Raw genomic sequence first — 26,726 nt, 5'->3', positions numbered from 1 at the left:
CGAGGAGGGTTAGGGTCTTGCGCATAGAGTTCTCAGTGCATCGAAAGGGATAAGTTCTTCGGGAGAGGCTTGAGGAACAGTACCAGCGGCACCGTGACCAGGGTAATCGCGCCCATGGCGAAAAAGACATCGTTGTAGGTCATCACGAACGCATCGCGCTGAATGATGCCGGAAAGCATCTCCAGCGCGGCCTGTGGGCTGCCCAGCGACGCCGTCATGCCGTCCAGGTATTCCTGTAGCCGGGGGCTGTTGGCGTTGAGGGTTTCTTCCATGCGTCGACTATGATGCCACAGGCGCTGATCCTGGAACGAGGCAAGCCCCGCGAGCGCGAACGAGCCCCCGAGGTTTCGCGCCGCGTTGAAGATCCCGGAAGCATCGCCGGCATCCTCCTTGGCAACCGAAGCTACCGTCGCCTGGTTGAGGAACATCATCGTGAGGATCATGCCGATGCCACGCAGGAACTGGCTTTCGGTGAACACTCCACCTCCCGATTCCGCTGTCAGATTTATGCTGACGAAACAGCTTAGCGCCATGATGAACATGCCCGCGCCGACCGCAATGCGGATGTGAATCCTGCGGATCATGAACGGGAGAACGGGCATCAACAGGAAAGCCGGAACGCCCATCCAGAAGATCACAAGTCCGGTCTGCAAGGCATTATAATCGGAAATTATCGCGAGAAATTGCGGGATCACGTAGGTCGAGCCATACATGACCATGCCAAGCGCCAGTGCCATCACCACGACGCTGGCAAACTGCCTGCTGAGCATCAGGCGCAATTTGAGCACGGGTTTGCGCGCGTAAAGCTGTCCGTAGGTCAGAAGTGCAAAACCCACGACCGTCATCAGTGTGAGCTGGACAATCAGCGTGGAATCGAACCACTCCTCACGGTGGCCTTCTTCCAGAACGATGGTCAGCCCACCCAACCCAAGGATCATACCAGCTATTCCCGCCCAATCAGCCTCGCGCAGGTAAACCCAGTCGGGCTTTTCATGGGGTAGCCCGATGAATAGTAAAGCAAGGAGCAACGCGCAGACGGGCACGTTGACGAAGAAGGCGTAGTGCCAGCTCAGGTTCTCGGTAAGCCAGCCCCCCACCAACGGGCCCATTACCGGCCCAAGAACCACGGTCATTCCGAAGAGCGCCATGCCAATCGGCTGTTGCGATGGAGGCAGTCGCTTTGCGACGATGGTCATGGCGGTTGGAATAAGCGCGCCGCCCATGAACCCTTGACCGGTGCGACCGATGATCATCGTCGTCAGATCGGTGGCAATGCCGCACAACACCGAAAAGGCCGTGAAGGCAGAAACCGCGACGATGAGCAGCGTGCGAAGGCCGAGCAGTCTTTCCAGCCACGCGCTCAGAGGGATGATGATGATCTCGGCAACAAGGAAGGCTGTCGCGATCCAGGTGCCTTCGGTTCCGGTCGCGCCGATTTCCCCCTGGATCGTCGGCAGCGCCGAATTGACGATCGAGATGTCAAGCGTTGCCAGCATCGCCCCCAGCGCACCGGCGGCTACGGCGATCCAGGCCGTAGCATCGGCCTTTTCGACCGGCGGCGAAACCGCTGCAGCGGCGCCTGCCATCGGTCAGTCTCCGGCCGCGTTGCGGATCGAATCGAGTTGGTCTCTAGCGGCGCGCGTATCGACACTCGCGACAACAGACATGCCCGGCACCAGCAGACGCAGGATCTCGGGCGAAGCCTGAATGGATATGCGCACTGGGACGCGCTGAACGATCTTGGTGAAATTACCCGTCGCGTTTTGCGGAGGTAGGATCGAGAATTCTGCCCCGGTACCCGGCGCGATGCTCTGCACTCTTCCTGATAGCTCGAGGTCCGGCAGCGCGTCGATTTCCAAGGTGACGGGTTGCCCCGGGCGGACAAGTCCGAGCTGCGTTTCCTTGAAATTTGCTGTCACGTAGAGGCGGTCGGTCGGTACGAGGCTCATAAGGCGTTGGCCAGGCTGGACAAATTGTCCAGGTCGGACCGTGAGGTCACCCACCCGCCCGGAAATACTGGCCTGGAGCGTGGTCGATGACAGGTTCAGACGGGCGGCCTCGAGTTGCGCACGAGCGGCGTTGGCTTGCGAATTGGCCTGGTCTATCTGCTCGCTAAGCGTGTTCTGTCGGCGCTGTGCCGCCGTGAGCGCGGCGCGCGCTGCCGCGACTTGAGCCTGCGCTTCTCTGGCCTGGGCCTCCAGCTGATCGAGCCTCTCGCGCGGCTCCGCTCCCGAAGCGGCAAGGGGGCGGTACCGGACAACCTGCTCAGCAGCGAGACCAGCCTGTGCAGATGCTGCTGCGAGCTGTGCACGGGCCTGGGCAATTGCCGCGTCCTGCTCTTGTTGCTGGGCGCGTACCGTATCTGCTCCGGCGAGCGACGCGGCGATCTGGGCTTCGACCTGGTTCGTTTGGGCACGATAATCTCGCACGTCCAGCTGGACAAGTGCATCGCCCGACGCGACCGTTTGATTCTCCGTCACTAATACGCGCTCGACGTAGCCCGCAATTTTGGGGGAGATGATGACGCTGTCGGCGGCAATATAAGCGTTGTCGGTGGACTGCTGGAATCTGCCGTACGTCTGATGATTGTAATACCAGTAGCTCCCGGCGAGCAGGACCAGAATGCCGGCGATCAGCAGACCCAGCCGGACCCGCGGACTGGACAACCCCGTCGGACGTGCGCCTTCATCGCTAGCCCCTGCTGTCTCGTCCGCCATGATTATTTCGCTCCTCGCCATCGTTTGAGCCGCTGCGCGAGCGATATAGCGGCCAAAACAAAATGCGAAAGTCCTTTACTATTTTTCTCCGATCGATAGGAATGTCTCATGCCAGAAGATGAGGGCACTCTCGCACTCGACAATGTCATCACCCACGATGATCGAGCGATCTTCATGATGGACCAGATCAGCCGCGCCGCGCGCAAGGCATTCGATGACCGAGCACAGCCGCTGAGCCTCAATCCTACGCAGTGGCGTGTGTTGGCGCAGCTCATCAGAGCTCCTGCCCTGAACCAGACGGACATCGCCAGGAGACTTGAAATCACATCCTCCAGCAGCGGCCTGGAAGACATGACGCCTTCGCGCTTGAGTGACCGGACGCGGCTTGCGCAAGTCATAGCAATATTCGGTCGCCACGGGCGGGGCGGCATCACGCCCGTGTTGGGACTAGGCCGATCTCAAACCAAAACACATTCGACGCGCCCGGATGCCCCGCTCGTGGCGATTGCGCCAGGGGACGAACCTCGGTCATGTTCTATAGCGGACAACCGAATGGAGCATGCGGGACGCGAACTTTCATTGCACCGGCCCTCTGCCGGACGAACAAACCGCTGGCGGCGTGCTAGATGGAAACTAACGCAAACTTCTCCCTAGTGGCGTGGATCGTTGGCATTCTGATGCTTACGACCATCGCTTTCGCGATGTGGCTAATCGATCCCAGACCAAATCAGGAAACATATCAGATCAAGTTTGATCGCTCCGTGGAAGGCCTTCAGTCGGGATCGACTGTAACACTATCGGGAGTCCCTGTGGGACAGGTAACATCGGTCCGTCTGGCGGAAAATGAACCGGAAAACGTGGTCGTTGTTCTGACTCTCGATCCTTCTGCGGCGAAAGTCCACGGCCTTGAAGCGACAATCAGCACGGATCTGATAACTGGAGAGGCTGCGCTCGTGCTCGAGGGCCGACGGGGTCGTCAGGGCATTTACACCGACAAGTCAGGAAAAAAGATCATTCCCGCCGCGGACGAAACCGGACTATTGGGGAGGGATGCGACCGCCACTGTAGAGACCGTGGCAAATAGCATTCGCGCTCTGAACGAAGGACTGGAGCCAGAAAAGCAACGGGTGATCACCTCCGATCTTGTCCGGCTTCGAGTCACGACGGCCGCACTCGCATCGGACGCCGAAGGTTGGGACGAACGATTGGCCTCAACAAAAGGAAGATTGTTAGACTTAGGGCAAAGGGTTGGTGGATGGGGAAATAATCTTCGAGATGCAGATCGGCGGATCTCAGGGCGGAGCGCTTCTGCTATCGCGCAACGACGCCTTCGCCAATTCAGGGAGGGGGTGCAGAACGCTGAAAACAAACTTTCCCAGATAAGGAGTGGCATTCCGGCGGTCGAAGATTCTTTGGTTGAAGGTGAAACGGACCTTCGCGAGCTTAGTCGCGAACTTGCTCCTCTCAGTGAAAAAATCGAAGATATTCAGGTTGAGGGAATTACATCAAATCCTCCCCTCCCAGACTATCGGCCAAAAAGAAGAGAAGCTGGAACGAATATCGATGATTTAAAGTAAACCGAACGGATGACTGCTTCCGGGCAGAGCGCGCAGCCCGTAGAATAGCGGAGATTGGAGCGCAAAGCGGATAACGACCTACTCCGCGGTCAAGTTTGAAATTGAAATTCCGAGTCCTAAAAAAGGCATCGAACCAATACATTAGAGGGATTTTGCGGGCCTTTTGCGGGCTTTTCAGCTTGACCGAAATATCTAAACATCAGAAATTAAACGGAAAAGAAGTTCGAATGTGATGCCTCTTCTGGCACCAGTAGCTTCTTCGTGGAGCATCGCGATTAAGCAAAAACAGCTGCACGCAATCGGATAATTCCGACCAGTCTCGGCTGACCGTCCGCGCGCGATCGCGGATCGATCCGCCCGACCTGACCCGCGGCACGCATCGCTAGAATGGTACCCTCGTTAACAAGTTGGGATCGAAGCCACTGCCTGCTAGGGGCCGCGCCGCAATGATCACGATCGACAATCTTACAGTGCGCCTCGGCGGCCGGCCGATCCTGCAGGATGCCTCCGCGGCTATCCCCCCGGGCGCGCGCATCGGGCTGATCGGCCGCAACGGGGCAGGAAAGTCGACCCTGATGAAGGCGCTGATCGGCGAGCTTGAGCCCGACAACGGCTCGATCGAAATGCCGCGCCGCGCGCGCGTGGGCTACATCGCGCAAGAAGCGCCGAGCGGGTCGAGCACGCCGTTCGAGGCGGTGCTGGCGGGCGACGAGGAGCGCGCGAGCCTGCTCGCGGAAGCGGAAACCTGCACCGACATGGACCGGCTGGGCGATGTCCACGACCGGCTGCTGGCCATCGATGCCTATGCAGCGCCGTCGCGTGCCGCGATCATCCTGACCGGCCTCGGGTTCGACGAGGACATGCAGGCCCAGCCGCTCGACACCTTTTCCGGCGGCTGGAAGATGCGCGTTGCGCTGGGTGCCCTGTTGCTTTCGAACCCCGAGATCCTGCTGCTCGACGAACCGTCGAACCACCTCGATCTCGAAGCGACCCTGTGGCTGGAGAGTTTCCTGAAGGCCTGCCAGGGCACTCTGGTGGTGATCAGTCACGAACGCGACCTGCTCAACAACGTGGTCACCGCGATCCTGCACCTGCAGGACGGCAAGCTGACGCTCTATCCCGGCGGTTACGACGCATTCGAGAAACAGCGCGCCGAACGCGCCGCGCAGCTTGCAGCGGCAAAGGCGGCGCAGGATGCCCAGCGCGCCCGGCTCGAGGACTACATCGCGCGCAACAGCGCCCGCGCCTCCACCGCCAAGCAGGCCCAGTCGCGCGCGAAAATGCTCGCCCGGATGCAGCCGATTGCCGCGCTCATGGAAGACCCGAGCCTGAGCTTCGACTTCCCGCCGCCCGAGGAGATGCGCCCGCCGCTGATCACCCTCGACCTGGCAGCTGTCGGTTACGGCGAGACGCCGATTCTCCAGCGGCTCAACCTGCGGATCGACCCCGCCGACCGAATCGCGTTGCTGGGCCGCAACGGTAACGGCAAGACCACGCTGGCGCGGTTGCTCGCCGCCCAACTGGCGCCGATGGACGGCGCGATGCAGGCATCGGGCCGGATGCGGGTCGGTTACTTCACGCAGTACCAGGTGGAAGAGCTGTCTTCCGACGGGACGCCGCTCGACCATATGACGCGCGCGATGGAGGGAGCAACGCCGGGCGCGGTGCGCGCGCAGCTGGGCCGGTTCGGATTTTCCGGTCACCGCGCCACATCGCGCATCGGTACGCTTTCGGGCGGTGAGCGGGCGCGGCTCGCGCTGGCGCTGATCACGCGCGACGCGCCGCACCTGCTAATCCTCGACGAGCCGACGAACCACCTCGATGTCGATGCGCGCGAGGCACTGGTCCAGGCGCTCAACGACTTCGACGGTGCGGTCATCCTGATCAGCCACGACCGGCACATGGTGGAACTGACCGCCGACAGGCTGGTCCTGGTCGATGGGGGTACCGCCGTGGAATATGCCGGCAGTATCGAGGACTACATCGACTTCGTTCTCGGCCGGAACCAGCCGAAGGAAGGTGGGGCGAAGCCGAAGAAGGACAAGCGCGCGTCTGCCAGGGATCGCGAGGCCGTGCGCCTTGCCCGCAGCAGCGTCACCGCTTCGGAAAAGGCGATGGCCCGGCTGCAGGACAGGCTAGCGGTGCTCGACCGCGCGCTCGCTGATCCCGATGGCGCGCCCGGCCGGTCGCCGGCAGATCTGATGCGTGAACGGGCTGGCGTCGCTTCGGAACTCGAGGAAGCGGAACTGCAATGGCTGGACGCGCAGGAAAGCCTGGAAAAGATCGGCGCGTGAGCGGGATCATCCTGTTCAACAAGCCGTACGGCGTGCTTTCGCAGTTCACCGACGAGCGGCAGGGCACGCCGCGCCCGACGCTGGCAGCATACATCGATGCGCCGGGATTCTATCCGGCAGGGCGGCTCGATTTCGACAGCGAAGGATTGATGATCCTCACCGACGATGGCCGCACGCAGGCGCGCATCGCCGACCCGCGGTTCAAGCTGGCCAAGACCTATCTGGCACAGGTCGAGGGAGAGCCCGGCGACGAGGCGCTGGAGGCCCTGAGGCGCGGCGTTCGGCTGAAGGACGGCATGACGCGTCCTGCCCAGTCCGAACTCATCGACGACCCGGCGCTCTGGCCGCGTGATCCGCCGATCCGGGTTCGCAAGACCGTGCCGGACAGCTGGCTGCGACTGACGATCACCGAAGGACGCAACCGGCAGGTTCGCCGCATGACCGCGGCCGTCGGTCACCCGACGCTGCGACTGGTCCGCTGGTCGGTCGGAGAATGGACGCTCGACGGTTTGATGCCGGGCGAGTGGCGACGCGCCTGATCGCGGCGGATCAGCCGGGCTCGCTCACGGCGAGGCACCCGCGATTGACCAGATCGACGATGAGTTCCGCCACTGCAGGATCGTCGATCGTTTCCGCGGCCAGTTCCAGCTGCGTGTCCGCACAGATTTTCCGGGCGGCATCGGCCGCCGGCCCACTGCACCTATAGGTCCGTCCGTCGACGAACAGCGCGACCGCATCCTCGCCTTGGCGGATGAAGGAGAACCGGCTCGCGGGATTGCGTTCGAGGCTGACGGGGCCGGACGGCAAGTCTTCTGCCGTCACCTCGTCTTCAGGTGCCCAATCGAGCCGCTCGTCGCGCGGTTCGGTCACGTATGCGCCGAACCACGTGGCGAAGGCTTCGCGGTCCGCCAGCGCTCCGGTGACCATGTCATGGAGCCGCGCCAGAGCATCGGCGGAGATCTCGCCGGGATTCTCAGGTGGAGCGAGATCGGGATCGGTATAGCGGTCGTCCTCGCCCAGCCGATCGAGCACGTGGTCGGCGAAGGCCGAGACGAGGTCGCCGCGCGAGGGTGCGCGAAAGCCGATCGAGTAGGTCATGCAGTCCTCGCCCACTGCCACCCCGTCATGCGCGAAGCCGGGCGGCACGTAGAGGATGTCGCCGGGCTCGAGCACCCATTCGTCGACCTGTTCGAACTCGGCGAGCAGGCGCAAGCCGTCATGCGGCAGCAGGCGGGCGGTATTGTCGCAGCGCCGGCCTACGCGCCAGCGCCGGCGGCCCAGGCCCTGGACGAGGAATACGTCGTATTGGTCGAAGTGCGGCCCAACGCCGCCACCGTCCGTGGCGTAGCTCACCATGACGTCGTCGATGCGCCAGTCTGGAATGAAGCGGAACGGCTCGATCAGTGCGGCGACTTCCGGCACGTGGTGGTCGACCGACTGGACCAGCAGCGTCCACGGGCAATCGCCCAGCGCGGCGAAGCGTTCGGGCGCAAATGGTCCGTGCTCGAGGTCCCATCGACCGGGCTTGGGCTGCCGGACGAGGCGGGACTGGATCTCCGCTTCGCAGGCAAGACCTGCCAGTTCGTCCGGCTCGAGCGGATTGGACCAGTCGCGCCAGGCGTTGCGGATCAGCAGCGGACGCTTCTGCCACGTGTCACGCAGGAACCCCTCGGCGTCGAACGCGCGTAGCGCAGGCATCAGCTTTCCGGCTCGTCGTCGGCGCGGGCCATCAGGTCCATGAAATTGCGGGCAGCATCGCGGTCCCCCGCATCGGGGAAGGCGACATCGAGATCGGGAGCGGCGCCCAGCAGGTAGAGCACCGACCAGAGCGCGAACCGCTGGTCCCGATCGCGCGACAGGCCGAAATCGACCTGCATCTTTTCCACCCCGGCGAGCTGCGCCGCGCCGTCGAGATCGTCGAGCGAGCGAGTGCCGAAATAGCGGTAGAGGAGATCGTCGAACTGCATCGCGAGCAGCTACCACGCACGGGCGGGAACGTCACCCGGTCTCGACAGCCCGCTCGACGCGGACCGGCACGGACTTCGACGCGGGCGTTTTCGACAACTCGTCGTGGTGGGTGATCGGCACAAGCACGTTGCATTCGGGGTAATAGCCCGCGATCGTGCCGCGCGGCAGCTTGTAGGCCACCAACGTCAGCCCGCCCAGCTGCCGCTCGACATCGTCGCCGTCGTAATCGGTGACCAGCCGCACCGTATCGCCGTCTTCCAGGCCCGCTTCCGCGATGTCGTCGGGGTTCATCAGGACCACGTCGCGCGTCCCCTCGATTCCGCGGAAACGGTCGGAATAGCCGTAGACGGTGGTGTTGAACTGGTCGTTCGATCGCATCGTGAGGAGCCGGTAGCGCCCCGGTTTGTCGGCGAAGCCGAGCGAAGTCAGTTGCGGCGGGGTGGTGATGACCGCCTTGCCGCTGTCGGTCTTCCAGATACGCTCGCGCGCGGGATTGCCGCGCCAGAATCCGCCGGCCTCGAACATGCGCTTGTTGAAGTCGCGGAAATCGTGTGGATAGGTCGCCTCGATCAGTTCGCGCACCAGCGCGTAATCTCCCGTCCATTCGTCCCATTTCAGCTTCGGATTGGGATCGAGCGTGGCCATGGCGATGCCGGTGACGATCGCCAGTTCGCTCTTGAGGTGGTCCGACGCGGGCGGCCGGTGACCGATCGACCCGTTGATCATGGAGAAGCTGTCTTCGCTGGTCACCGCCTGGTTGCCGGTTGCCTGCTCGTCCACTTCGGAGCGGCCGAGGCATGGCAAGATATAGGCGTCCTTGCCGGGATGGAGATGGCTGCGATTGAGCTTGGTCGACACCATCACGACGAGGTCCTGGGCGGCCCAGCCTTCCTCCATCCGTTTCTGGTCCGGCACGGCACGCACGAGATTGCCGCCGAGCGAGATGAAGCCGCGCACCGTGCCGGCTATCAGGCCCTGCACCGCGTCGACGACGTGCATCCCGTCCTTGGTCGGCGGGTCGAAGTCGAAAAGCGCCTTCAGCTTGTCGAGCGGGACCAGGTGCGCTTTTTCCGCGATGCCGACCGTCCGCTGGCCCTGCACGTTGGAATGGCCACGCACCGGGCAGCAGCCGGTACCGGGGCGGCCGATGTTGCCCTTGAGCAGCAGCAGGTTGACGAGCATGGCGATGTTGAGCGCACCGTGGGTGTGTTGGGTAAAGCCCATCCCATACACGCCGATGGTCTTGTCGGCCTCGATATAGACCTGCGCCGCCTCGCGCAGCGCCACCTCGGTCAGGCCGCTGGCCCTCTCGATGTCGACCCAGTCGGTATCGCGGCAGCACGCAATGAAATCGTCGAACCCCGTCGTGTGCTGTTCGATGAAGGCATGGTCGATGACCTCGGACCCGCCTGCGGCTTTCGCCGCGTCGTCGGCTTCGACCACGACCTTGCACAGGCCGAGGATCGCGGCGACGTCACCGCCCGACTGCACCTGGTGATACTGGTCGGAAATGATCGTTTCCTTGCCCGTCAGCATGGCCAGAGGGTTCTGCGGATCGACGAAGGAGACGAGCCCTTGCTCGATGACGGGGTTGAAGGTGACGATCTTGCCGCCGCGGTCCTTAAGGTCCTTGAGATTGTGCAGGAAGCGCGGACTGTTCGTGCCGGGGTTCTGGCCGAAGTAGAAGTAGCAGTCGGTTTGGGCAAGGTCGTCGAACGTGACCGTACCGACGGGCGAGCCGATCACCTTCGTCAGGCCGACCGAGGTCGTCTCGTGACACATGTTGCTGCTCTGGGGCAGGTTGTTGTTGCCATAGACGCGGGCGAGCAGGGCATAGAGATAGCTTGCCTCCAGACCGGCGTGGCCCGACGCGTAGAACACCACGTCATCGCGCGGCAGGTCGCGCAAGGTGGCGCCGATCCCCGCAAAGGCATCGTCCCAGTCGATCGGGAGATAGCGATCCGAGGCTGCATCGTATTTCATCGGATGGGTGAGACGGCCCGCCTTCTCGAGCTCGTGATCCGACCAGTCGCGCAGTTCGCTAACGGTGTGGCCCTCCTCCGCGAAGAAGTCGGGGGTGCAGCGATCCCGTGTCAGTTCCCACAGCGTCGCCTTCGCGCCGTTCTCGCAGAATTCGAATGCGGAGTAGTTGGCGGGCTTGGGCCAGGCGCAGGACATGCACATCACGCCCTTGGGCTTGTTGAGGCGGCGCAGGCTGTCGAGCGCGCCGGGCGAGGCGTTCGATTGCACGACGACCCTGGCCATGCCCTTCATGGAGCCCCAGCCCCCGGCCGGACCGGGCGAGTGCGGAAGGTCGTCGGCGTTTTTGCTGCTCTCGTCGGTCACCATGCACTCCTGAAGGAACTTTCGCTCGGCATCTGCCGCGTGCGGTCAATTCGCGCGCAGGCCGACCGACACGGGGGCAATGCCGCTCATCACCCTGCATGGCAACGTGCCGCGAAGCCAGCGGATCCATATATTGCATGTGCAGCGCGGTTGCGCGAAGCGGTGCAGGCGATAGGAGCCGGGCATCGAAAAGGATGACGTCATGAGGCCGGACGACCGGCGAATTCTCGGCGCGGTGCTGGCGGGCGGGCGCAGCGAGCGTTTCGGTTCGGACAAGCGCGCCGCCCTGTGGGAGGGACGAACGCTCCTGAGCCACTCCGTCGCGAGCCTTCGGGCGGAATGCGAAGCGGTGGTGGTGTGTGGCGGGGCGGGCGCAGGCGCTCTCGCCGAAACCGGAACGCCGGTCCTCGCGGACAGGCCGGGGCCGGACCTCGGCCCGCTTGGCGGTCTGTGCGCGGCGCTGTTTCGCGCGCAGGAGACCGGCCAACACGCGGTGCTGAGCGCCCCGGTCGATGCGCATCCCGTGCCGCATGGCTTGGCAGAACTGCTCGGCTTTCCCGGTCCGGCCATTCTGGCCGGTCACTGGCTCTTCGGCATCTGGCCCGCCGAACTGGCCCACGATCTCGAACGGCATCTGCTTTCCGGCAACCGCTCGGTCCTGTCATGGGTCGAGGCGTGCCGGGCCCGACGGGTCGAGTTTTTCGGGCAGCCGCCGGTCAATCTCAACACGCCGCAGATGCTGGCCGCGCTGGAAGATGGAGCGTTGCTGGGCGAGGGCGCGCAGCTCCATGCCCTCCGCGAGCTGGATTTCGCGACGGGCAGCGCGCAGGAAGTCGCCAGAGCCGTGCCGGTCGAGATCCCGGTCGCGATCGAATTGAACGGCATCGGCTATGCGGTGATGATGGCCACGCCGACCGATCTCGAGGATTTCGTCGCCGGGTTCGCGCTGTCCGAAGGCCTCGCCGACACCACCGAGATCGGCGAGGTGCATCTGCACCGGGCCGACGGCGGATGGGTGGCCCGTGCGAACCTGCCGCAAGCGAGCATGCCGCGGCTGCTGGAGCGGGCGCGGACCCGGGTCTCGGAAAGCAGTTGCGGAATTTGCGGGATAGATTCGGTCGCGGCCGCGCTGGCCCCCCTCGCGCCGGTCGCTGCCAGGCCCGCCGCCGGGCCGCAAGCCATCCACCGCGCATTGTCGCAGATGCGCGATCACCAGCACCTCGGGCAGGCGACGGGCGCTGCACATGCCGCCGCATTCTGCTCGAACCATGGCGAAATACTGCTGCTGCGCGAGGATGTCGGGCGACACAATGCGCTCGACAAGCTGATCGGTGCGCTTGGCCGGCAGGGCATCGGGCGCGACAGGGGCTTCGTCCTGCTATCCGCGCGTTGCAGCCAGGAACTGGTGGAGAAGACAGTGCGCGCCGGGATCCCGATGTTGGTGACGATCAGCGCGCCGTCCAGCCTCGCGATCGCCCGCGCCCGCGAGGGGCGACTGACCCTGCTGGCCCTTGCCCGCGACGACAGCGCGCTCGTGGTGACCGACCCGCACCGCCTGTTCTAGGCGCAGCACCGGGCCGACACCGAAGACCCGGGAAGAGTTTCAGCGCGCCGCCGATTCCTGCGCGGCGAAGTAGTCCGAGCGCAGCACCTCGACATCCGACAGGAAAGTCACTCCCGCGCGCGTCTCGAACAGTCGACCGAGCCCGCGCGCGACGTCGGCGATCACCTTAGGTTCGGCGACACCGACGTACATCACCAGGCCGGTCTGGTCGTTGAAGATCGTCTTGCCCTGGTGAAACCCGCTGTGGCCGAGGCCGGCGACGTCGCGGATCATGGTCCAGCCACCGATGCCGGAGGCCTGTAGCAGGTCCTCGACAAGCTGGTGGTCCTCTGCGCGGACGACGATCTCGATCTTGCGCAGGCGGTGAAGGGTGAGGTCGTGCATAGTCATGGCTGCGAAACTCCGGTTCAGCAGATAAGGGATGTGATGGATGTGCCTTCGGGCGATGCGGCGCCGTTCTCGCGCCAGCGCAGCGCCTTGCCGGTCTCGGGATCGACGACGACCAGCTGGACCCAGCCGTTGCCGAACAGCCGGGCGAGGATGTCGTTCTGCTCGACGACGGTTTTCACGCGATCGAGCGGCGCGAGCACCACGGTCAGCAACCGCTGCGGCACGTGGAATGGCGCGCCCTCGTCATCGAACAGCGACTGGCGCGGCAGGCCGACTTTCAGGTCGCCGCCATTGCCCTGGACCACGCCGATCCCGCCGATCACGTTGTGCGTGACCTTGTCGCCCGAACCGTACCGCTCGTTGTCGACGGTCGAGAACAGGTACTGGCAGTTGATCCATTGCGCGACCACCATCGGTGCGGTCAGGATCGTCGTCAGCGCCTCGCCCGAGGGGTCCGCCGTCCAGTCGTAACTGTGCAGGAAGGCGCGGCCTTCGAGATCGATGTCGGCGCTCCACTGCCGCGGCCCGACCAGGAATGCGGCGTTGCCGGCCAGCCCCCATTCCGGGCGGACTTCGCCCCAGTGGACGGACCCGGCGAACAGGTCGCCCGGAGCGCGCGACAGCAGTTGCGCGCGCCAGGCCCGGTTGGTTGCCGCGGCGGCTGCCATGTCGCGTTCCAGCGCGGCCAGCTCCTCGCGGTGGGTGTCGGGTACGCGGCACCGGTCGAAGATCTCCACCCGGTCGGTGGTGGTATCGTGCTGGGCGGCGATGAAGTGGCTGTCGGCCGGCACTTCGAGCCCGCGTGCGGCCAGGCCCTCGCGCACCGCCGGATCGTTGAGCATGGCCGCCAGAACCCGGGCGTTCGAGCCGCCTGCATGCCCGCCGCATGCTCCGCAATCGAGCGCCGAGGCATAGGGGTTGTTGACCGCGCTGCCGCCATGACCGGCCAGCACCACCAGCCGCGCCGTGCGCGCTTTCATCCCGGTGAGCTGGAAGAGGGCGGCGGCATAGCCGATCTTATCGGCCAGCCGGAAGCCACCGGTGGTCTCGTCGGCACAGGGATCGAGCACGGGTGCGAGCGTTTCTGCCCGGCGCCTGGCCCGCCTGGCTGCGGCGCGGGCGGAGACTGTCGGCGCGAGCGTGCGCGCTAACATCGACAGCGCCGCGACCGGCCCGGTCGCCTCGGCTGTCGCAAAGGCGGAGGCCGCCCCCAGTTTCGCGGTAGCGAACAGGTCGTTAGCGCGCTCGTCGCGCTCGCCATCTGCGGCGATCCGCCGCGCGCCGGCAGCGGCTTCATCGCCGCCCGCCGGGGCTTCGACGAGGTCGTGCCGGGGCGACAGAAGGACCGGAAGGAGGCGCTTGCGACCTTGTTCGCCGAACGGCTGAAGAGCCATCGGCAGGCCGAAGAAGCCGGCGTAACCGAAGGTCTCGTAGTCCCCGGTCCGCTCGAGCCTGCGCCGGAAGGGTTCGGAGCGGACGTCGATGCACATGACCAGCTGCGCCGCCGGTCGGGCGTCGCTCGCGCTCGTGCGAGCCGATGCCTCCAGCCGCAGGAGAAGCGTGTTGGCATATGTCGATTCCGCAGCCGCCATGAAGATCGCGCCGAGGGCATCGTCGTCGAGAGCGGCGATCGCGGCCAGGCGCTCCGTGCGCGCGGCATCGAGCGCAGCGGTATCGAGCCCGAAATGCCTTGCGAGCGCCTCGGGCGCCGGACCTTGCGTCACGCGCCCGGGCGGGGAGGACAGCGCATCGGCGCGCTCGAGCAGGACCCACAAGGCGAGCAGGTCGGCCATTGCGGCAGGCGCTCCGGCGACACGGTCGCTATCGGCATGCTCGCAGCGCCAGCGTATGTGTCCTGCCCAGCCGGGCAGGCGCGCCACCAGCGCACCGAGGTGGTCGAGCGCGTCTTCGTCGCTGCCGCGCTCGGCAAGACCTTCGGCTATCGCCTCGAACGGGTCGCGCGGAACTGCCAGCAACAGCTGCGTACCTCTCTCGCCAGCCAGATCGCGGAATTGCGGATCGTGGGCCGCGAGAGCGAGAACGCAGCGGTAGAGGCCGAGCTCGCGATAGGGGATCGGCGTGGCGGCGATATTGCTATTGAAATAGGCCGCGCACCATTTCGCGATGAAGGCGGCATCGGGAGCAAGGCCGCTAGCCCGGGTTTCCGTGCAAGCGGGCTCGATCTGCACGAGTCGCGCCATCAGCAGGTCGATCGCCATCACGCCCGGAGCGATATTGGCCATCGCTTCATAGCAGCCGCCCAGCTGCCGCATTGCCGCATCGCGCAGCTCGCGCTCGCCGATCCGCCCCTGCGCATACACCTGCCGCCAGGCTGCGAGGGGAAGGCTCTCGCGCGCGCCGAAAGTCCGGGCCGCCTGCGTGACCGCGTCGGCGAAGGGGCGATCCTCGAAACCGGCCAGCGGGTTGACCGCGATCGCGCTATCAAGTGGCCACAGCGGCGGCACGGTGCGGGCGGCGAGCGCGACCAGGCTGGCCACTTCGGCGCGGGTCAGCATCGTCTGGGACGTCGCGAGCGGCGAGTACATGTTCACGGGCGTTCTCCGGCTTGGATGGAAGGCAGTTGACCGGCGTTGAGCAGGCGGACGTAGAGCGCAGGCGGGATCGGGCGTTGCTGCGCCAGCCGGACGGTCTGGGCGACCCAGCAGGCAAGGAACAGGGCCAGCAGGGCGAGTGTCGCGAGGGGCGACAGCAGGGGCGTGGCAGGCGGCTCGACGATCGCGCGGGCAAGCGCAAAGCCGGCGACATGGACGCCGACCAGGACGGCGAGCGCTGCGCCGAGCATCACTCGCGAGCGCCAGTGCATCTTGCCCAGTACGATCGCGCCGAAGGTTGCGGCAGCCGTCGCGCTGGCAAGGAGAAGCGGAACGAGTTCGGCCGTGGCGGAGCCTGCGAGGACCAGCAGCGTCCCGCCGCCGAGGGCAACCACGGACACCATGGCGACCATCCGCGGATCGAGCGCGGCGGGACCGGCCCTGCGCATGCCGATTGCCGACCCGGCATTCAGGAACAGCCAGGCCTTGAACAAGCCGTGGGCGATGAGGTGCCACAGCGCCGCCGCATAGGCACCGAGGCCGCAGGTCATGATCATGAAGCCCATCTGCGAGATGGTCGAACCGGCGAGCGACCGCTTGATATCGGGCCGGACCGCCATGATGCCGATGCCCCACACCGCAGCGCCGAGGCCGAGCGCAATCGCTGCATAGCGCACGCCGGGCGCCGCCTCGAGAACCGGAGCGAAGCGCAGCAGCAGGAAGCCGCCCGCGTTGACCAGCCCTGCATGCATCAGCGCACTCACCGGCGTCGGCGCCGTCATCGACGACAGCAGCCAGCCGGAAAACGGCGGTAAGGCGCAGCGTGCCGCCGCCCCTGCCAGCAGCAGCAGCGCGGCCAGTGCAGCCAGGGGCATGGACAACCCGCCGCTCGCAGCGATCGCCTTGCCCAGCGATAAGGACCCGGCTGCCCAGCACAGGATGCCGACCGCCAGGAGAACAGCCGCATCGCCGATCAGAAAGGTCGCCCGGCTGCGGCGCGATGCGGCGCGGGCTTCGGCAAGGCCGTCGGCATGTCCGATCAAGCGCGAGAGCAAAAGGCCACTGGCGACCCACGCGATCGCAAAGAGGATCGCGTTCGCGCTCATGACGAACACCAGCACCGCGAGGACGAGCGCAGCCAGTGTCAGGAAATAGCTCGTCCGGGCGCTGTCGCTGCGCATGTAGCGGGCAGAGAAGCTGGCCACCAGCGCGCCCACGAAGAGCGTCAGGGCGGCAATCGCCACCGCCATGCCGGGGAGAGCCTGCGCGGTTCCCGCCAAGGCAAGCGCGGCTATCGGCAGCATGACGAGAAGCGCCCAGAGCAATGCCGGGACGACGCGCCAGGATGCGAGAATGCTGTTTTCTGATCGTGCTGCGGTCACTTCGAATGTCCTTTCGAAGCGGCGATCTGGCTATCTGCTGGTTATAAGAGAAACGAGTTGTTCAAATATCATCCATTTACAAATGAAATGGCTGCGCTATTTCGGTTCGAATGTCGGCGCTGCGAAATCTCGACCTCGACCTGCTCCGGAGTTTCGTGACGATCGCGGAGATCGGCAGCTTTACCGGGGCGGGGGAGCGGCTCGGCCGGACACAGTCGGCCGTCAGCCTGCAGATCAAGCGGCTCGAGGACGTGCTGGGGCGCAAGGTTTTCGACCGGACGCCCCGCTCGCTGGAATTGACGGAGGACGGCAAGCAACTCCTCGGTCCCGCCCGCCAGCTCCTGCGATTGAACGACGCGACCATTGCACGCATCCTCGAACCGGAAATCACCGGCCGCGTGCGCTTGGGCGTGCCGGAGGATTTCGCCACCGCGCATCTTCCCGCGGTCCTGTCCGCGTTCACGGCGGCCCATCCGCTCGTCGAGCTGGAGGTAAACTGCGACCTCACGCTCAACCTGCTCGACAAGTTTCACGACGGAGCATTCGACTTCGTGCTGGTCAAGCGCGAACCGGCAGCGCCGCTGGAAGGAATGCGGGTCTGGCGCGAGCCGCTCGTCTGGGTCGCACGGGACGAGCAGGCGGTCCCCGATGCCGGGTCGGTGCCGCTGGTCGTTTCCCCGGACCCTTGCGTCTATCGCAAGCGCGCGATCGACGCGCTCGAGGCGATGGGGCGCCCATGGCGGGTCGCCTATACCTCGACCAGCCTTGCCGGCAGTCTGCTCGCGGTCACCGAGGGCCTTGGCATCGCCGTGCTGCCGCGCGAAATGGTGCCCGCGCACCTGACGGCGATCGCGGGGAACGAGGACCTGCCGCCGCTTTACGATACCGAGATCGCGCTCATCGAGGCGCCAGGGCTTTCGGAGACGGCTCACCGGCTGGCGCAACACGTGGTTTCTGCACTGGAGAGAGGCGCATGACGGCGCAATACGACGCGGTGGTTATCGGGGCGGGGCACAACGGCCTCGTCTGCACATGGTATCTCGCCAGAGCGGGGCTGAAGGTCCGCATGCTCGAACGGCGCGATGTGGTCGGTGGCGCGGCAGTGACCGAGGAGTTTCATCCCGGGTTCCGCAATTCGGTCGCCAGCTACACCGTCAGCCTGCTGCAGCCCAAGGTGATCGCCGACATGCGGCTGGCAGAGCGCGGCTATCGCGTGATCGAGCGACCGATCGCCAATTTCCTGCCGTTGTCGGATACAAGCTATCTCAAGGTCGGCGGCGGGCTCGAGCGCACGCAAGCAGAGTTCGCCAGGTTCTCGGCCAAGGATGCGGCCGCGCTGCCCCGCTACTACGAGGCGCTGGAGCGCGTGGCGCAGGTGCTGCGCGACCTCGCACTGAAGACCCCGCCCAACATGGGCGAAGGTGTCCGCACCCTGCTAGCCGGCGCGGCGCAGGGCTGGGGCCTCTCGCGGCTGGACCTTGCGACCAAGCGCGACGTCATGGCGCTGTTCGCCGGATCGGCGCGCAGCTTCCTCGACCAGTGGTTCGAAAGCGAGCCGGTCAAGGCGGCCTTCGGCTTCGACGCGGTGGTGGGCAACTATGCCTCGCCCGATACGCCGGGCAGCGCCTACGTGCTGCTGCATCATGTCTTCGGCGAAGTGAACGGCAAGCAGGGCGCATGGGGCCACGTCGTCGGCGGCATGGGCACGATCACGCGATTGATGGCCGAAGCCTGTCGCGAAACAGGGGTCGAGATCAGCCTCGAAAGCCCGGTCGACGAAGTGCTGGTCGACGGCAACACGGTCGCGGGCGTCCGGCTGGAGAGCGGCGAGGAGATCGCGGCAAGACGGGTGATCGCCAATGTCGGGCCGAAGCTGCTTTATGGGCGGATGCTCGATGCAAGCCACCAGCCGGAGGATTTTCGCCGGGCGATGCGCGGCTTCAAGGCAGGCGGCGGTACCTTCCGCATGAACGTCGCGCTCTCGCAGTTGCCAAGTTTCACCTGCCTGCCCGGGGAAGGCGAGCATCACCGCGCCGGCATCGTCATCGCCCCGTCGCTCGATTACATGGACCGCGCCTTCATCGATGCGAAGCTTCACGGCTGGTCGCGGAAGCCGATCGTCGAGATGCTGATTCCGAGCACGGTGGACGAAAGCCTCGCGCCTACCGGCCAGCACGTCGCGAGCCTGTTCTGCCAGCAGTTCGCGCCCGAATTGCCCGAGGGAGCGGACTGGGACGACCACCAGGACGCGGCCGTTGACGCGATCCTCGACACGGTCGAGGCGCAAGCGCCGGGCTTCCGTGCCTCGATCCTCGGGCGCCAGGTGCTCAGCCCGAAGGGGCTCGAGACGAAATTCGGCCTGGCTGGCGGCGACATCTTTCACGGGCACATGAGCCTCGACCAGCTGTATTCGGCGCGCCCCGTGCTCGGCCATGCGGCCTACCGCGGGCCGGTCGATGGGCTGTGGATGTGCGGCGCGGGCACTCACCCCGGCGGCGGCGTGACGGGGGCTCCCGGACACAATTGCGCGCGCGAAGTGCTCGCCGGACGGTGAGGCGGCGCTAGCGAATGTACCACCTCGCGAGGCGCGCTAAGGCGTGCTAGCGAGAGGGGCGATGCAGACCTTCACCATCAAGCCCTATGCCATGCCGGACAGCGCACCGGCGCTTCGTGAAAAAGTCCGCGCGCTCGTCGCGGAGCACGAACACCGCTTCGAACCGGCGCGCCGGGCCAATTGCTGGGTCACGCCCGATCCCGAATTCAGTTGCGCGCTGGGGCAGGCAGGCCTGCTCGGCATGGGCTGGTCGAAGGAATATGGCGGGCACGAGATGAGTGCGCTCGAACGCTATGTCGTGCTCGAGGAATTGCTGGCCGCCGCTGCGCCGGTCGGGGCGCACTGGATCGCCGATCGGCAAACCGCGCCGCTGCTGCTGCGCTACGGCACCGAGGAACAGCGCCGCCGCTGGGTCCCCGGTATCGCCGCGGGCGAGGTCTATGCCTGCATCGGCCTGTCGGAACCGGGTGCGGGGTCCGACCTTGCGTCCGTCCGGTCGAACGCCCGGCGCGACGGCGACCGATGGGTTCTGAACGGCCAGAAGGTGTGGACCACTGGCGCGCATATCTCGCACATCATGATCGGGTTGTTCCGTTCCGAAGCCGGGAGCGAACGGCAGGCCGGCCTCAGCCAGTTCCTCATCCCGCTCGACACGCCCGGCGTGACGGTCAAGCCGATCATCGACCTGACCGGCAGCCACGATTTCAACGAAGTCTGGTTCGACGATGTCCGGCTGCCCGCCGATGCGCTGGTCGGCACCGAGGGGGAAGGGTGGAAGCAGGCTACCGCGGAGCTGTCGCTCGAACGGTCCGGACCGGAACGCTATCTCACCAGCCAGATCCTGTTGACGGAATTCGTCCGGCGGCTGGAAGGCGGTGCGGATGCGGGCCAGCTTCGGCTCGTCGGGCGGCTGGTCAGCGAACTGTCCGCGCTGCGGCAGATGTCGATGGCGGTGGCGGCGCGACTGGCGGGGGGCGAAGACCCGGCGCTCGAGGCGGTAATGGTCAAGGATCTCGGCAATTCCTTCGAACAGGCGATCCCGCAGGCGATCGCGCAGGCGATCGAACTGGACCTGTCCGCGGACGACGCGCTCGAGCTGCTGGTCGCCTATTCGATGCAAGTCGCGCCCAGCTTCTCGCTGCGGGGCGGCACCCGCGAGATCGTGCGCGGGATCGTCGCGCGCGGCTTGGGCCTCAGGTGAGCGGAGCCATGAACGAAACGATGACCGATATGGACACCGAACGCCAGACGATGCTCGCCGACATGGCCGCAGGCGTCTTTGCCGGCATTGGCTGGCAGGCAGAATTCGACCGGGACTGGCCCCGCATGGCTGAGCTGGGCTTTTCCGGCCTATTGCTTTCGGAGGACGAGGGCGGCTTCGGCGGCAGCTGGAGCGATCTGCTGGTCGTCGCGCGGCTGGCGGGCGAACATGCGCTGGCCTTGCCGGTGCTCGAAAGCGCTGTGGCATCCCGCCTTGTTGCAGGCCTCGAATTCGAAGGCGTTGGAACGCTTGCCCCGTCATCTGATGGCGAACTGTCCGGCGATACATGGTCCGGCACGCTGAGCGCTGTCCCATGGGGCCGTCACGCCGGTTTCGTCATCGCGGGCGAAGAAGGCGGTGCCGTGGCGATCGACACGAGCGATGCGCAGATCACAGAACGGACCGGCCTTTCCGGCGAGCCGCGCGACACGCTTGCGCTTCAGAATGCGCGTGCGGTGCGCGTCGATGGCGGTCCGCTAGCTCTCGGCGCGGCGATCCGGGCGATGCAGATTGCCGGTGCGCTGGGCAAGGCGCTCGCGATCTCGGCGAATTACGTCTCCGAACGGCAGCAGTTCGGCCGCCCGCTCGCGAAGTTCCAGGCGGTGCAGCAGTCGCTGGCGCAGATGGCGATGGAATCGGCTGCCGCCGATTGCGCGGCCTTCGAGCTTGCCCGTTCGCTCGATCGCGATGATGCGAGCTTCGAGACCGCCGCGGCCAAAACGCGTGCCGGCATGGCGGCTTCGACCGGCGCTGCGCTCGCTCACCAGGTGCATGGCGCGATCGGCTTCACCAGGGAATATGCGCTGCATCACCTGACCCGGCGGATGCTCGCATGGCGGTCCGAGTTCGGCGGCGAAGCTTACTGGTCGGAGCGGCTCGGGCGAACCATCGTCGCTGCCGGGGCGGATCGTCTCTGGTCCGACCTCGTCGCCCGGACCGATCCCTAACGTCTGATCCCTGGCCCCTAGTCCTCGTGCCGGAAGATCGCGCGGACCTGGCTGCCGACGATCGCCAGCTGGTCGCGCACGTCCGGATCGGTGCAATTGCCTTGGGCATCGAACGTCCCGGGCTCGATCTTGAGCGCCGCGCCGAACGGGGTCGGCCAGCCGCGCAGCGAATGCACGATCGTGCGCAGGGTGATCATCGCGCTCGATGCGGCTTGGTGGCCGTGGGCGGTCACGATCAGTCCGACCGGCCGGTCATGCAGATAGACCCGCTCGTCGCCCGCCAGCTCCTCGATGTAGTCGAGCGCGTTCTTGAGCACGCCGGAGATAGTGCCGTGGTAGCCGGGCGACGCGATGATCAGCCCGTCCGCCAGGCGGATCGCTTCGACCATGTCCGACGCGCTTTGCCTGCTCCAGCCCGGCCCGCGATAGAACGGCAGATGGGCGAGATACTCGCCATCGAATACCCGTACCTCGTCGCCGGCATTGGCGGCTGTTTCGCAGGCGAGGCGCAGCGCAAGCTCGGTCGCGCTGCCCGCCCGCGTAGTCCCGCCAATGCCGACCACCAGTCCCATGTCAGCCGAGAGCGTCCACGCGGCTGCGAACCCGCTCGGCCTGAGCCATGATGTTGTCGACGAGCTGCTTGCAGGTCGGGATGTCGTGGACCAGCGCCTGGCTCTGGCCAGCCGACCAGATGCCAGCATCGAGGTCGCCCTCGCCATAGACCGCGGTCCGTGCGCGGGCGCCTGCCATCAGGTGTTTCACGTCGTCGAAAGTGGTGTCGGGGTCGCGCTGGATCGCGAACACTTCCTCGGAAACCTTGTTGCGCGCGACCCGCGCGGTGTTGCGCAGATTGCGCCCGACCAGCACCGTGTCGAGTTCGGTATTGTCGACGATCTGCTGCTTGACCTTGGGGTGGATCGCCGCTTCCTGCGTGGCGCAGAAGCGGGTCCCCATGTTGACCGCATCCGCGCCCAGCGCGAGCGCTGCGACCAGGCTGCGTCCATCCGCCATGCCGCCGCTGGCGATGATCGGCGTGTCGGGCAGCGCATCGACCGTAGCCGGCAGCAGCACGATCAGGCCGACGTCGTCCTCGCCGGGGTGGCCGGCGCATTCGAAGCCGTCGATGCTGATCATGTCGACGCCCTTTTTCACCGCGCTGACCGAGTGGCGCACGCTGGTACACTTGTGGATCACCTTGACGCCCGCTTCCTTGAAGGCGGGCAGATGGTCGGTCGGTGCACGGCCGGCGGTCTCGACGATCTTGAGACCGCTTTCGATGATCGCCTCGCGGTATTCGTCATAGGGGATGGGGTTGATCGACGGCAGCAGGGTCAGGTTCACGCCAAAGGGCTTGTCGGTCAGTTCCTTGGTCTTGGCGATCTCTTCCTTCAGCGCCGCGCCGCTTTCGAACATGTGGGCGGTGATGAAACCCAGTGCGCCCGCATTGGCGACCGCGGCGACGAGTTCGCCGTAACCGACGCCGGTCATGCCTCCCATCAGGATAGGGGTCTCGATGCCGAATTCTTCGGTGATGCGCGTCTTGAAAGCCATTGTTCTCTCTCTCCTCGAAGTGTCTTGCGGCTAGCTTGCGAAAGCCGCCGCTTCAATCGTTCATGCGATCGCTGCCGCGTCGCGGGCACGGGCGGTGATCGCTTCGCCGTCGATCTTGCCGCTCGCGAAATCCTTCTGGCCGACCAGCCAGCTGCCGCCGACGCACAGCACCGGGTCGAAGGCCAGCCAGTCCGGCGCGGTTTCCTGCCGGATGCCGCCGGTTGGGCAGAACTTCAGTCCACCGAAGGGCCCGCTGAGCGCCTTCAGCGCAGGCAGTCCGCCGCTGGTTTCGGCGGGAAAGAACTTGAAATGCTCCAGCCCCAGATCCATCCCGCGCATGATGTCTCCGGCCGTCGCGACGCCGGGCAGGAACGGCACTCCGGACTGGATCGCCGCTTGGCCGAGATCGGTCGTGAGGCCGGGCGAAACGATGAATTCGCTTCCCGCTTCGACTGCCCGGTGCAGCTGTTCCGGATTGGTCACGGTGCCGGCCCCGACGATCGCGCCGTCTACCTGCTTCATCGCAGCGATCGCCTCGAGCCCGCAGGTGGTGCGCAAGGTCACCTCGAGAACGCGCAGGCCGCCTGCAACCAGTGCCTCGGCGATCGGCACGGCATGGTCGATCTCCTCGATTACGAGAACCGGGATGACGGGCGCCGTGCGCATGATGGTTTCGATGGGTTTCATCTGGCTGGTGACTTTCAGGAATTGGCTTTGGCGAAGGCAGCCGCGGCGCCGAACAGGCCGGGTTCGGGATGGGTGATCAGCTTGACCGGCTGCGCGCTCATCAGCTCGCGGTAGCGGCCCTTGGAGACGAAGCGTTCGGCAAAGCCGGATTGCGGCAAGTATTCGCGCAGGCGATAGCCGAGCCCGCCGGCGATCACCACCGGACCGGGGCCATGGGTTAGCGCGACGTCGCCTGCCACCGCCCCCAGGCACAGGCAGAACCGGTCGAGCGCGGCATTGGCGAGGCTGTCCTTGCCCGAAAGGGCCAGCGTCCACAGTTCGGGGTCGCTGCCCTTGGGAACGGGGCGGCCTTCGAGCACCGCGAGCACCTCCAGGATCGTACGGAATCCGGGACCGGCTACGACGCGCTCGACCGAGACGCGGTTGTGTTTGTCGCGCAGGGCGGCGAGCAAGCGGTCCTCTACGCTGTCCAGCGGGGCGTAGTCGGCATGGCCGCCCTCGGTCGGGATCACGTGCGAGCGGCCGTTCTCGCGCAGCAGGGCTGCAACGCCGAGGCCGGTGCCCGGGCCGAGAATCGAAATGATGCCCTCTTCAGGCAGCGGCTTGTCCGGACCGGTCACGTGCAGCAGGTGCTCTTCGCCCACTCCGTCGACCGCATGCGCGACCGCGGCGAAATCATTGAGCAGCACATGGGCATCGAGGCCGAGCTTCTCCGCGATCAGCCGGGGCCGGATGATCCACGGATTGTTGGTCATCTTGATCGTGTCGCCGGCAATCGGGGCTGCGATCGCGATGCCCGCCTCACGCGGCAGTTCGCGGCCGAGCCTGCTGCCGAATGCTTCCCAGGCCGTCTGGAAGCTCGCGTGATCGGCAGTCTCCAGCTTGGTCGTCTCGCCCAGCGACAGGCATTTGCCGCCGGCGATCTCGGCGATGGCGAAACGCGCATGCGTGCCGCCGACATCGGCTACGACGATCTCGCGCCGCGTGCTCCCGGCCCCGCTCACAGCCCGGCTTCCGCCAGCATCGCGCTGCCGCCCTTTTCCGCTTCGTCGGCATGATGGCGCATCATCGCGAACAATTCGCGGCCGGTGCCCATGTCGGCAGGAGGTGCGGAGACGTTCTCGCGCCCGGCCCAGACATCGTCATCGACCAGCGCTTGCAACGTGCCGTCCGCCGCGCAGACCCGCACGATATCGCCATCGCGCAGCTTGGCGAGCGGGCCGCCGTGATAGGCTTCGGGGGAGATGTGGATCGCGGCGGGTACTTTGCCGCTCGCGCCCGACATCCGCCCGTCGGTCACGAAGGCGACCTTGTAGCCGCGGTCCTGCAGGACGCCCAGTGGCGAGGACAGCTTGTGCAGTTCGGGCATGCCGTTGGCCGCCGGGCCCTGGAAACGGACGACGACGACCACGTCGCGGTCGAGCTCGCCCTTCTTGAACGCCTCGCTGACCTGGTTCTGGTCGGAAAAGACGCGGCACGGCGCCTCGATCGTCCAGCGCGAGGGGTCGACCGCGCTGCGCTTTATCGTGCCACGCCCGAGATTGCCGGCGAGCAGCTTTAGCCCGCCGTCCTTCTGGAACGGCGCGCTCACCGGCCTCAGCATCGAATCGTCGCGGCTTTGTTCGGGCGCGGCTGTCCAGGCGAGCGTGTCGCCATCCATCACCGGTTCCTGCGCACCTTCCCACAGCGACTGGCCGTACACGGTCCTGATGTCGGCATGGGCGAGGCCGGCGCCGAGCAATTCGCGGATGACGTAGGGCATGCCGCCCGCCGCGTGGAAATGGTTCACGTCTCCTGACCCGTTGGGATAGACGCTGGAGATGAGCGGGACCGCGCGCGACAGTTCGTCCATGTCGTCCCAGTCGAGCAATATGCCCGCCGCCCGCGCGATGGCCGGCAGGTGGATGACGTGGTTCGTCGATCCGCCGGTCGCGAGCAGACCGACGACCGCGTTGACGATCGCCTTTTCGTCGACGCAATGGCCGAGCGGGCGATAATCCTCCCCCCGCCAGCCGAGTTTGGTGACCTGGTGGGTCGCCGCACGGGTCAGTTCCTGCCGCATCTTCTGGCCCGGATTGACGAAGCTGGATCCGGGCATGTGCAGCCCCATAATCTCCATCATCATCTGGTTCGAATTGGCCGTGCCGTAGAAGGTGCAGGTGCCCGCACCGTGATAGCTCGCACTTTCGGCCTCTAGCAGTTCGTCTTCGCCCACCTTGCCTTCGGCGTAGAGCTGGCGGATGCGGATCTTCTCCTTGTTGGCCAGGCCCGAAGGCATCGGACCGGCCGGCACGAGGATCGTCGGCAGATGGCCGAAACGCAGCGTGCCGATCAGCAGGCCGGGGACGATCTTGTCGCAGATGCCGAGCAGCAGCGCGCCTTCGAACATGCCGTGGCTCAGCCCGACCGCCGCACCCATCGCGATGACATCGCGGCTGAACAGCGACAGCTCCATCGAATCCTGGCCCTGCGTCACCCCGTCGCACATGGCGGGAACACCGCCCGCGACCTGCGCCGTGGCCCCGGCCTCGCGCGCCCAGACCTTTATATGCTCCGGATAACGGCCGTAGGGCTGATGGGCGGAAAGCATGTCGTTGTAGGCGGTGACGATGCCGATGTTCATCGCCTCTCCGCTGCGGATCGCGGGCTTGTCCTCGCCGCTGGCGGCAAAACCGTGGGCAAGGTTGCCGCAGCTCAACTTGGGCCGGTTGACCCCCCGATCGCGCGCGGCTTCGATCAGGTCGAGATAGCCGCGCCGGCCGGACCTGGATTTCTCGATGATCCGGTCGGTCACGCGGACGAGCGTTTCGTTGAGCGGCACGTTCTGGTCGGTCACTGGCATCTTTCGGAACTGGGGAGGCAGTCAGCATGCGTCATGCGCAAACATGGGTCCGTGCGCAAGCTGCCGCTCCTTGGACGGACCCTCGAAAACTTTG

The 26,726-nt window shown here is 65.7% G+C and carries 22 protein-coding genes; 9 read left to right on the top strand and 13 right to left on the bottom strand.

The genetic code is table 11. From position 1 onward, the window contains the following. Nucleotides 1-32: 32 nt before the first annotated feature. The gene (locus GRI48_RS06800) at nucleotides 33-1,586 is read right to left on the bottom strand and encodes a DHA2 family efflux MFS transporter permease subunit (protein WP_050599572.1); all 1,554 of its coding nucleotides are present in this window, start codon (nucleotides 1,584-1,586) and stop codon (nucleotides 33-35) included. A gap of 3 nt (nucleotides 1,587-1,589) precedes the next feature. Beyond that, nucleotides 1,590-2,717, bottom strand: coding sequence for an HlyD family secretion protein (locus GRI48_RS06795; protein WP_050599652.1), 1,128 nt, complete (start codon nucleotides 2,715-2,717; stop codon nucleotides 1,590-1,592). Nucleotides 2,718-2,825: 108 nt separating this feature from the next. On the opposite strand from GRI48_RS06795, the gene GRI48_RS14545 reads away from it, so the two are divergent. The 4 genes from GRI48_RS14545 (at nucleotide 2,826) to GRI48_RS06775 (ending at nucleotide 7,127) form a co-directional block, all read left to right on the top strand. Next, nucleotides 2,826-3,371 (top strand): MarR family winged helix-turn-helix transcriptional regulator, encoded by a 546-nt coding sequence (locus tag GRI48_RS14545; RefSeq protein WP_160673231.1) that lies wholly within the window; start codon nucleotides 2,826-2,828, stop codon nucleotides 3,369-3,371. Nucleotides 3,372-3,394: 23 nt separating this feature from the next. Next, on the top strand, nucleotides 3,395-4,294 hold the full coding sequence (locus GRI48_RS06785) for an MlaD family protein (protein WP_082850750.1): 900 nt from the start codon (nucleotides 3,395-3,397) through the stop codon (nucleotides 4,292-4,294). Between the two features lie 446 nt (nucleotides 4,295-4,740). Further along, the gene (locus GRI48_RS06780) at nucleotides 4,741-6,588 is read left to right on the top strand and encodes an ABC-F family ATP-binding cassette domain-containing protein (RefSeq protein WP_160673228.1); all 1,848 of its coding nucleotides are present in this window, start codon (nucleotides 4,741-4,743) and stop codon (nucleotides 6,586-6,588) included. Continuing rightward, nucleotides 6,546-7,127: a pseudouridine synthase gene (locus GRI48_RS06775; RefSeq protein WP_202389196.1), complete on the top strand. Its 582-nt coding sequence runs from the start codon at nucleotides 6,546-6,548 to the stop codon at nucleotides 7,125-7,127. Before GRI48_RS06780 ends, GRI48_RS06775 begins: the two co-directional genes overlap by 43 nt. Before the next feature lie 10 nt (nucleotides 7,128-7,137). Here the strand turns inward: GRI48_RS06775 and GRI48_RS06770 are convergent, their stop codons facing one another. Genes GRI48_RS06770 through GRI48_RS06760 form a run of 3 tightly spaced genes read right to left on the bottom strand, consistent with a single transcriptional unit; the run spans nucleotide 7,138 to nucleotide 10,905 of the window. Further along, nucleotides 7,138-8,286 (bottom strand): cupin domain-containing protein, encoded by a 1,149-nt coding sequence (locus tag GRI48_RS06770; protein WP_160673222.1) that lies wholly within the window; start codon nucleotides 8,284-8,286, stop codon nucleotides 7,138-7,140. Continuing rightward, on the bottom strand, nucleotides 8,286-8,555 hold the full coding sequence (locus GRI48_RS06765) for a hypothetical protein (protein WP_160673219.1): 270 nt from the start codon (nucleotides 8,553-8,555) through the stop codon (nucleotides 8,286-8,288). The genes GRI48_RS06770 and GRI48_RS06765 overlap by 1 nt, the downstream gene beginning before the upstream one ends. Nucleotides 8,556-8,586: 31 nt before the next feature. Continuing rightward, nucleotides 8,587-10,905, bottom strand: a complete 2,319-nt coding sequence (locus GRI48_RS06760) for an FdhF/YdeP family oxidoreductase (protein WP_160673216.1) — start codon at nucleotides 10,903-10,905, stop codon at nucleotides 8,587-8,589. Between the two features lie 199 nt (nucleotides 10,906-11,104). Here GRI48_RS06760 and fdhD point away from each other — a divergent pair, with 199 nt between their 5' ends. After that, nucleotides 11,105-12,466 carry a formate dehydrogenase accessory sulfurtransferase FdhD gene (fdhD, locus tag GRI48_RS14510; protein ID WP_160673213.1) on the top strand — a complete coding sequence of 454 codons (1,362 nt, stop codon included), beginning with the start codon at nucleotides 11,105-11,107 and terminating at the stop codon, nucleotides 12,464-12,466. 39 nt (nucleotides 12,467-12,505) lie between these two features. On the opposite strand, the gene GRI48_RS06750 is transcribed toward fdhD, so the two are convergent. The 3 genes from GRI48_RS06750 to GRI48_RS06740 are packed head-to-tail and all read right to left on the bottom strand — an operon-like array spanning nucleotide 12,506 to nucleotide 16,790. Then, entirely contained in the window at nucleotides 12,506-12,856 is a 351-nt protein-coding gene (locus tag GRI48_RS06750) for a P-II family nitrogen regulator (protein WP_160673210.1), read from the bottom strand. A 17-nt stretch (nucleotides 12,857-12,873) separates the two neighbouring features. After that, nucleotides 12,874-15,402, bottom strand: coding sequence for a DUF2309 domain-containing protein (locus GRI48_RS06745; RefSeq protein WP_237451872.1), 2,529 nt, complete (start codon nucleotides 15,400-15,402; stop codon nucleotides 12,874-12,876). 2 nt (nucleotides 15,403-15,404) lie between these two features. Beyond that, nucleotides 15,405-16,790: a proton-conducting transporter transmembrane domain-containing protein gene (locus GRI48_RS06740; RefSeq protein WP_160673203.1), complete on the bottom strand. Its 1,386-nt coding sequence runs from the start codon at nucleotides 16,788-16,790 to the stop codon at nucleotides 15,405-15,407. A 110-nt stretch (nucleotides 16,791-16,900) separates the two neighbouring features. Here GRI48_RS06740 and GRI48_RS06735 point away from each other — a divergent pair, with 110 nt between their 5' ends. The 4 genes from GRI48_RS06735 to GRI48_RS06720 all read left to right on the top strand — a co-directional run bounded on the left by GRI48_RS06735 (nucleotide 16,901) and on the right by GRI48_RS06720 (nucleotide 21,552). Then, complete coding sequence (locus tag GRI48_RS06735; RefSeq protein ID WP_160673200.1) at nucleotides 16,901-17,767, top strand: LysR substrate-binding domain-containing protein; 867 nt, start codon at nucleotides 16,901-16,903, stop codon at nucleotides 17,765-17,767. After that, complete coding sequence (locus GRI48_RS06730) at nucleotides 17,764-19,344, top strand: phytoene desaturase family protein (protein ID WP_160673197.1); 1,581 nt, start codon at nucleotides 17,764-17,766, stop codon at nucleotides 19,342-19,344. The genes GRI48_RS06735 and GRI48_RS06730 overlap by 4 nt, the downstream gene beginning before the upstream one ends. Before the next feature lie 61 nt (nucleotides 19,345-19,405). Then, nucleotides 19,406-20,545 (top strand): acyl-CoA dehydrogenase family protein, encoded by a 1,140-nt coding sequence (locus GRI48_RS06725; RefSeq protein WP_160673194.1) that lies wholly within the window; start codon nucleotides 19,406-19,408, stop codon nucleotides 20,543-20,545. Nucleotides 20,546-20,565: 20 nt separating this feature from the next. After that, nucleotides 20,566-21,552, top strand: coding sequence for an acyl-CoA dehydrogenase family protein (locus GRI48_RS06720; protein ID WP_160673191.1), 987 nt, complete (start codon nucleotides 20,566-20,568; stop codon nucleotides 21,550-21,552). A 17-nt stretch (nucleotides 21,553-21,569) separates the two neighbouring features. Here the strand turns inward: GRI48_RS06720 and GRI48_RS06715 are convergent, their stop codons facing one another. The 5 genes from GRI48_RS06715 to edd are packed head-to-tail and all read right to left on the bottom strand — an operon-like array spanning nucleotide 21,570 to nucleotide 26,611. Further along, nucleotides 21,570-22,124 (bottom strand): NADPH-dependent FMN reductase, encoded by a 555-nt coding sequence (locus tag GRI48_RS06715; protein WP_160673188.1) that lies wholly within the window; start codon nucleotides 22,122-22,124, stop codon nucleotides 21,570-21,572. A 1-nt stretch (nucleotide 22,125) separates the two neighbouring features. Further along, nucleotides 22,126-23,103, bottom strand: coding sequence for an NAD(P)H-dependent flavin oxidoreductase (locus tag GRI48_RS06710; RefSeq protein WP_160673185.1), 978 nt, complete (start codon nucleotides 23,101-23,103; stop codon nucleotides 22,126-22,128). Between the two features lie 60 nt (nucleotides 23,104-23,163). Then, entirely contained in the window at nucleotides 23,164-23,790 is a 627-nt protein-coding gene (gene eda / locus GRI48_RS06705; protein ID WP_160673182.1) for a bifunctional 4-hydroxy-2-oxoglutarate aldolase/2-dehydro-3-deoxy-phosphogluconate aldolase, read from the bottom strand. Between the two features lie 14 nt (nucleotides 23,791-23,804). Beyond that, nucleotides 23,805-24,794 carry a glucokinase gene (gene glk / locus GRI48_RS06700; protein ID WP_160673179.1) on the bottom strand — a complete coding sequence of 330 codons (990 nt, stop codon included), beginning with the start codon at nucleotides 24,792-24,794 and terminating at the stop codon, nucleotides 23,805-23,807. Further along, entirely contained in the window at nucleotides 24,791-26,611 is a 1,821-nt protein-coding gene (gene edd, locus GRI48_RS06695; protein ID WP_160675503.1) for a phosphogluconate dehydratase, read from the bottom strand. Before edd ends, glk begins: the two co-directional genes overlap by 4 nt. Nucleotides 26,612-26,726 lie beyond the last annotated feature (115 nt).

It is taken from the genome of Qipengyuania oceanensis, from assembly GCF_009827535.1.
In the GTDB taxonomy this organism is placed as follows: Bacteria; Pseudomonadota; Alphaproteobacteria; order Sphingomonadales; family Sphingomonadaceae; genus Qipengyuania_C; species Qipengyuania_C oceanensis.
Note: the sequence above shows the minus strand (reverse complement) of the source record. Positions and strands in the feature narration are given on the sequence as shown.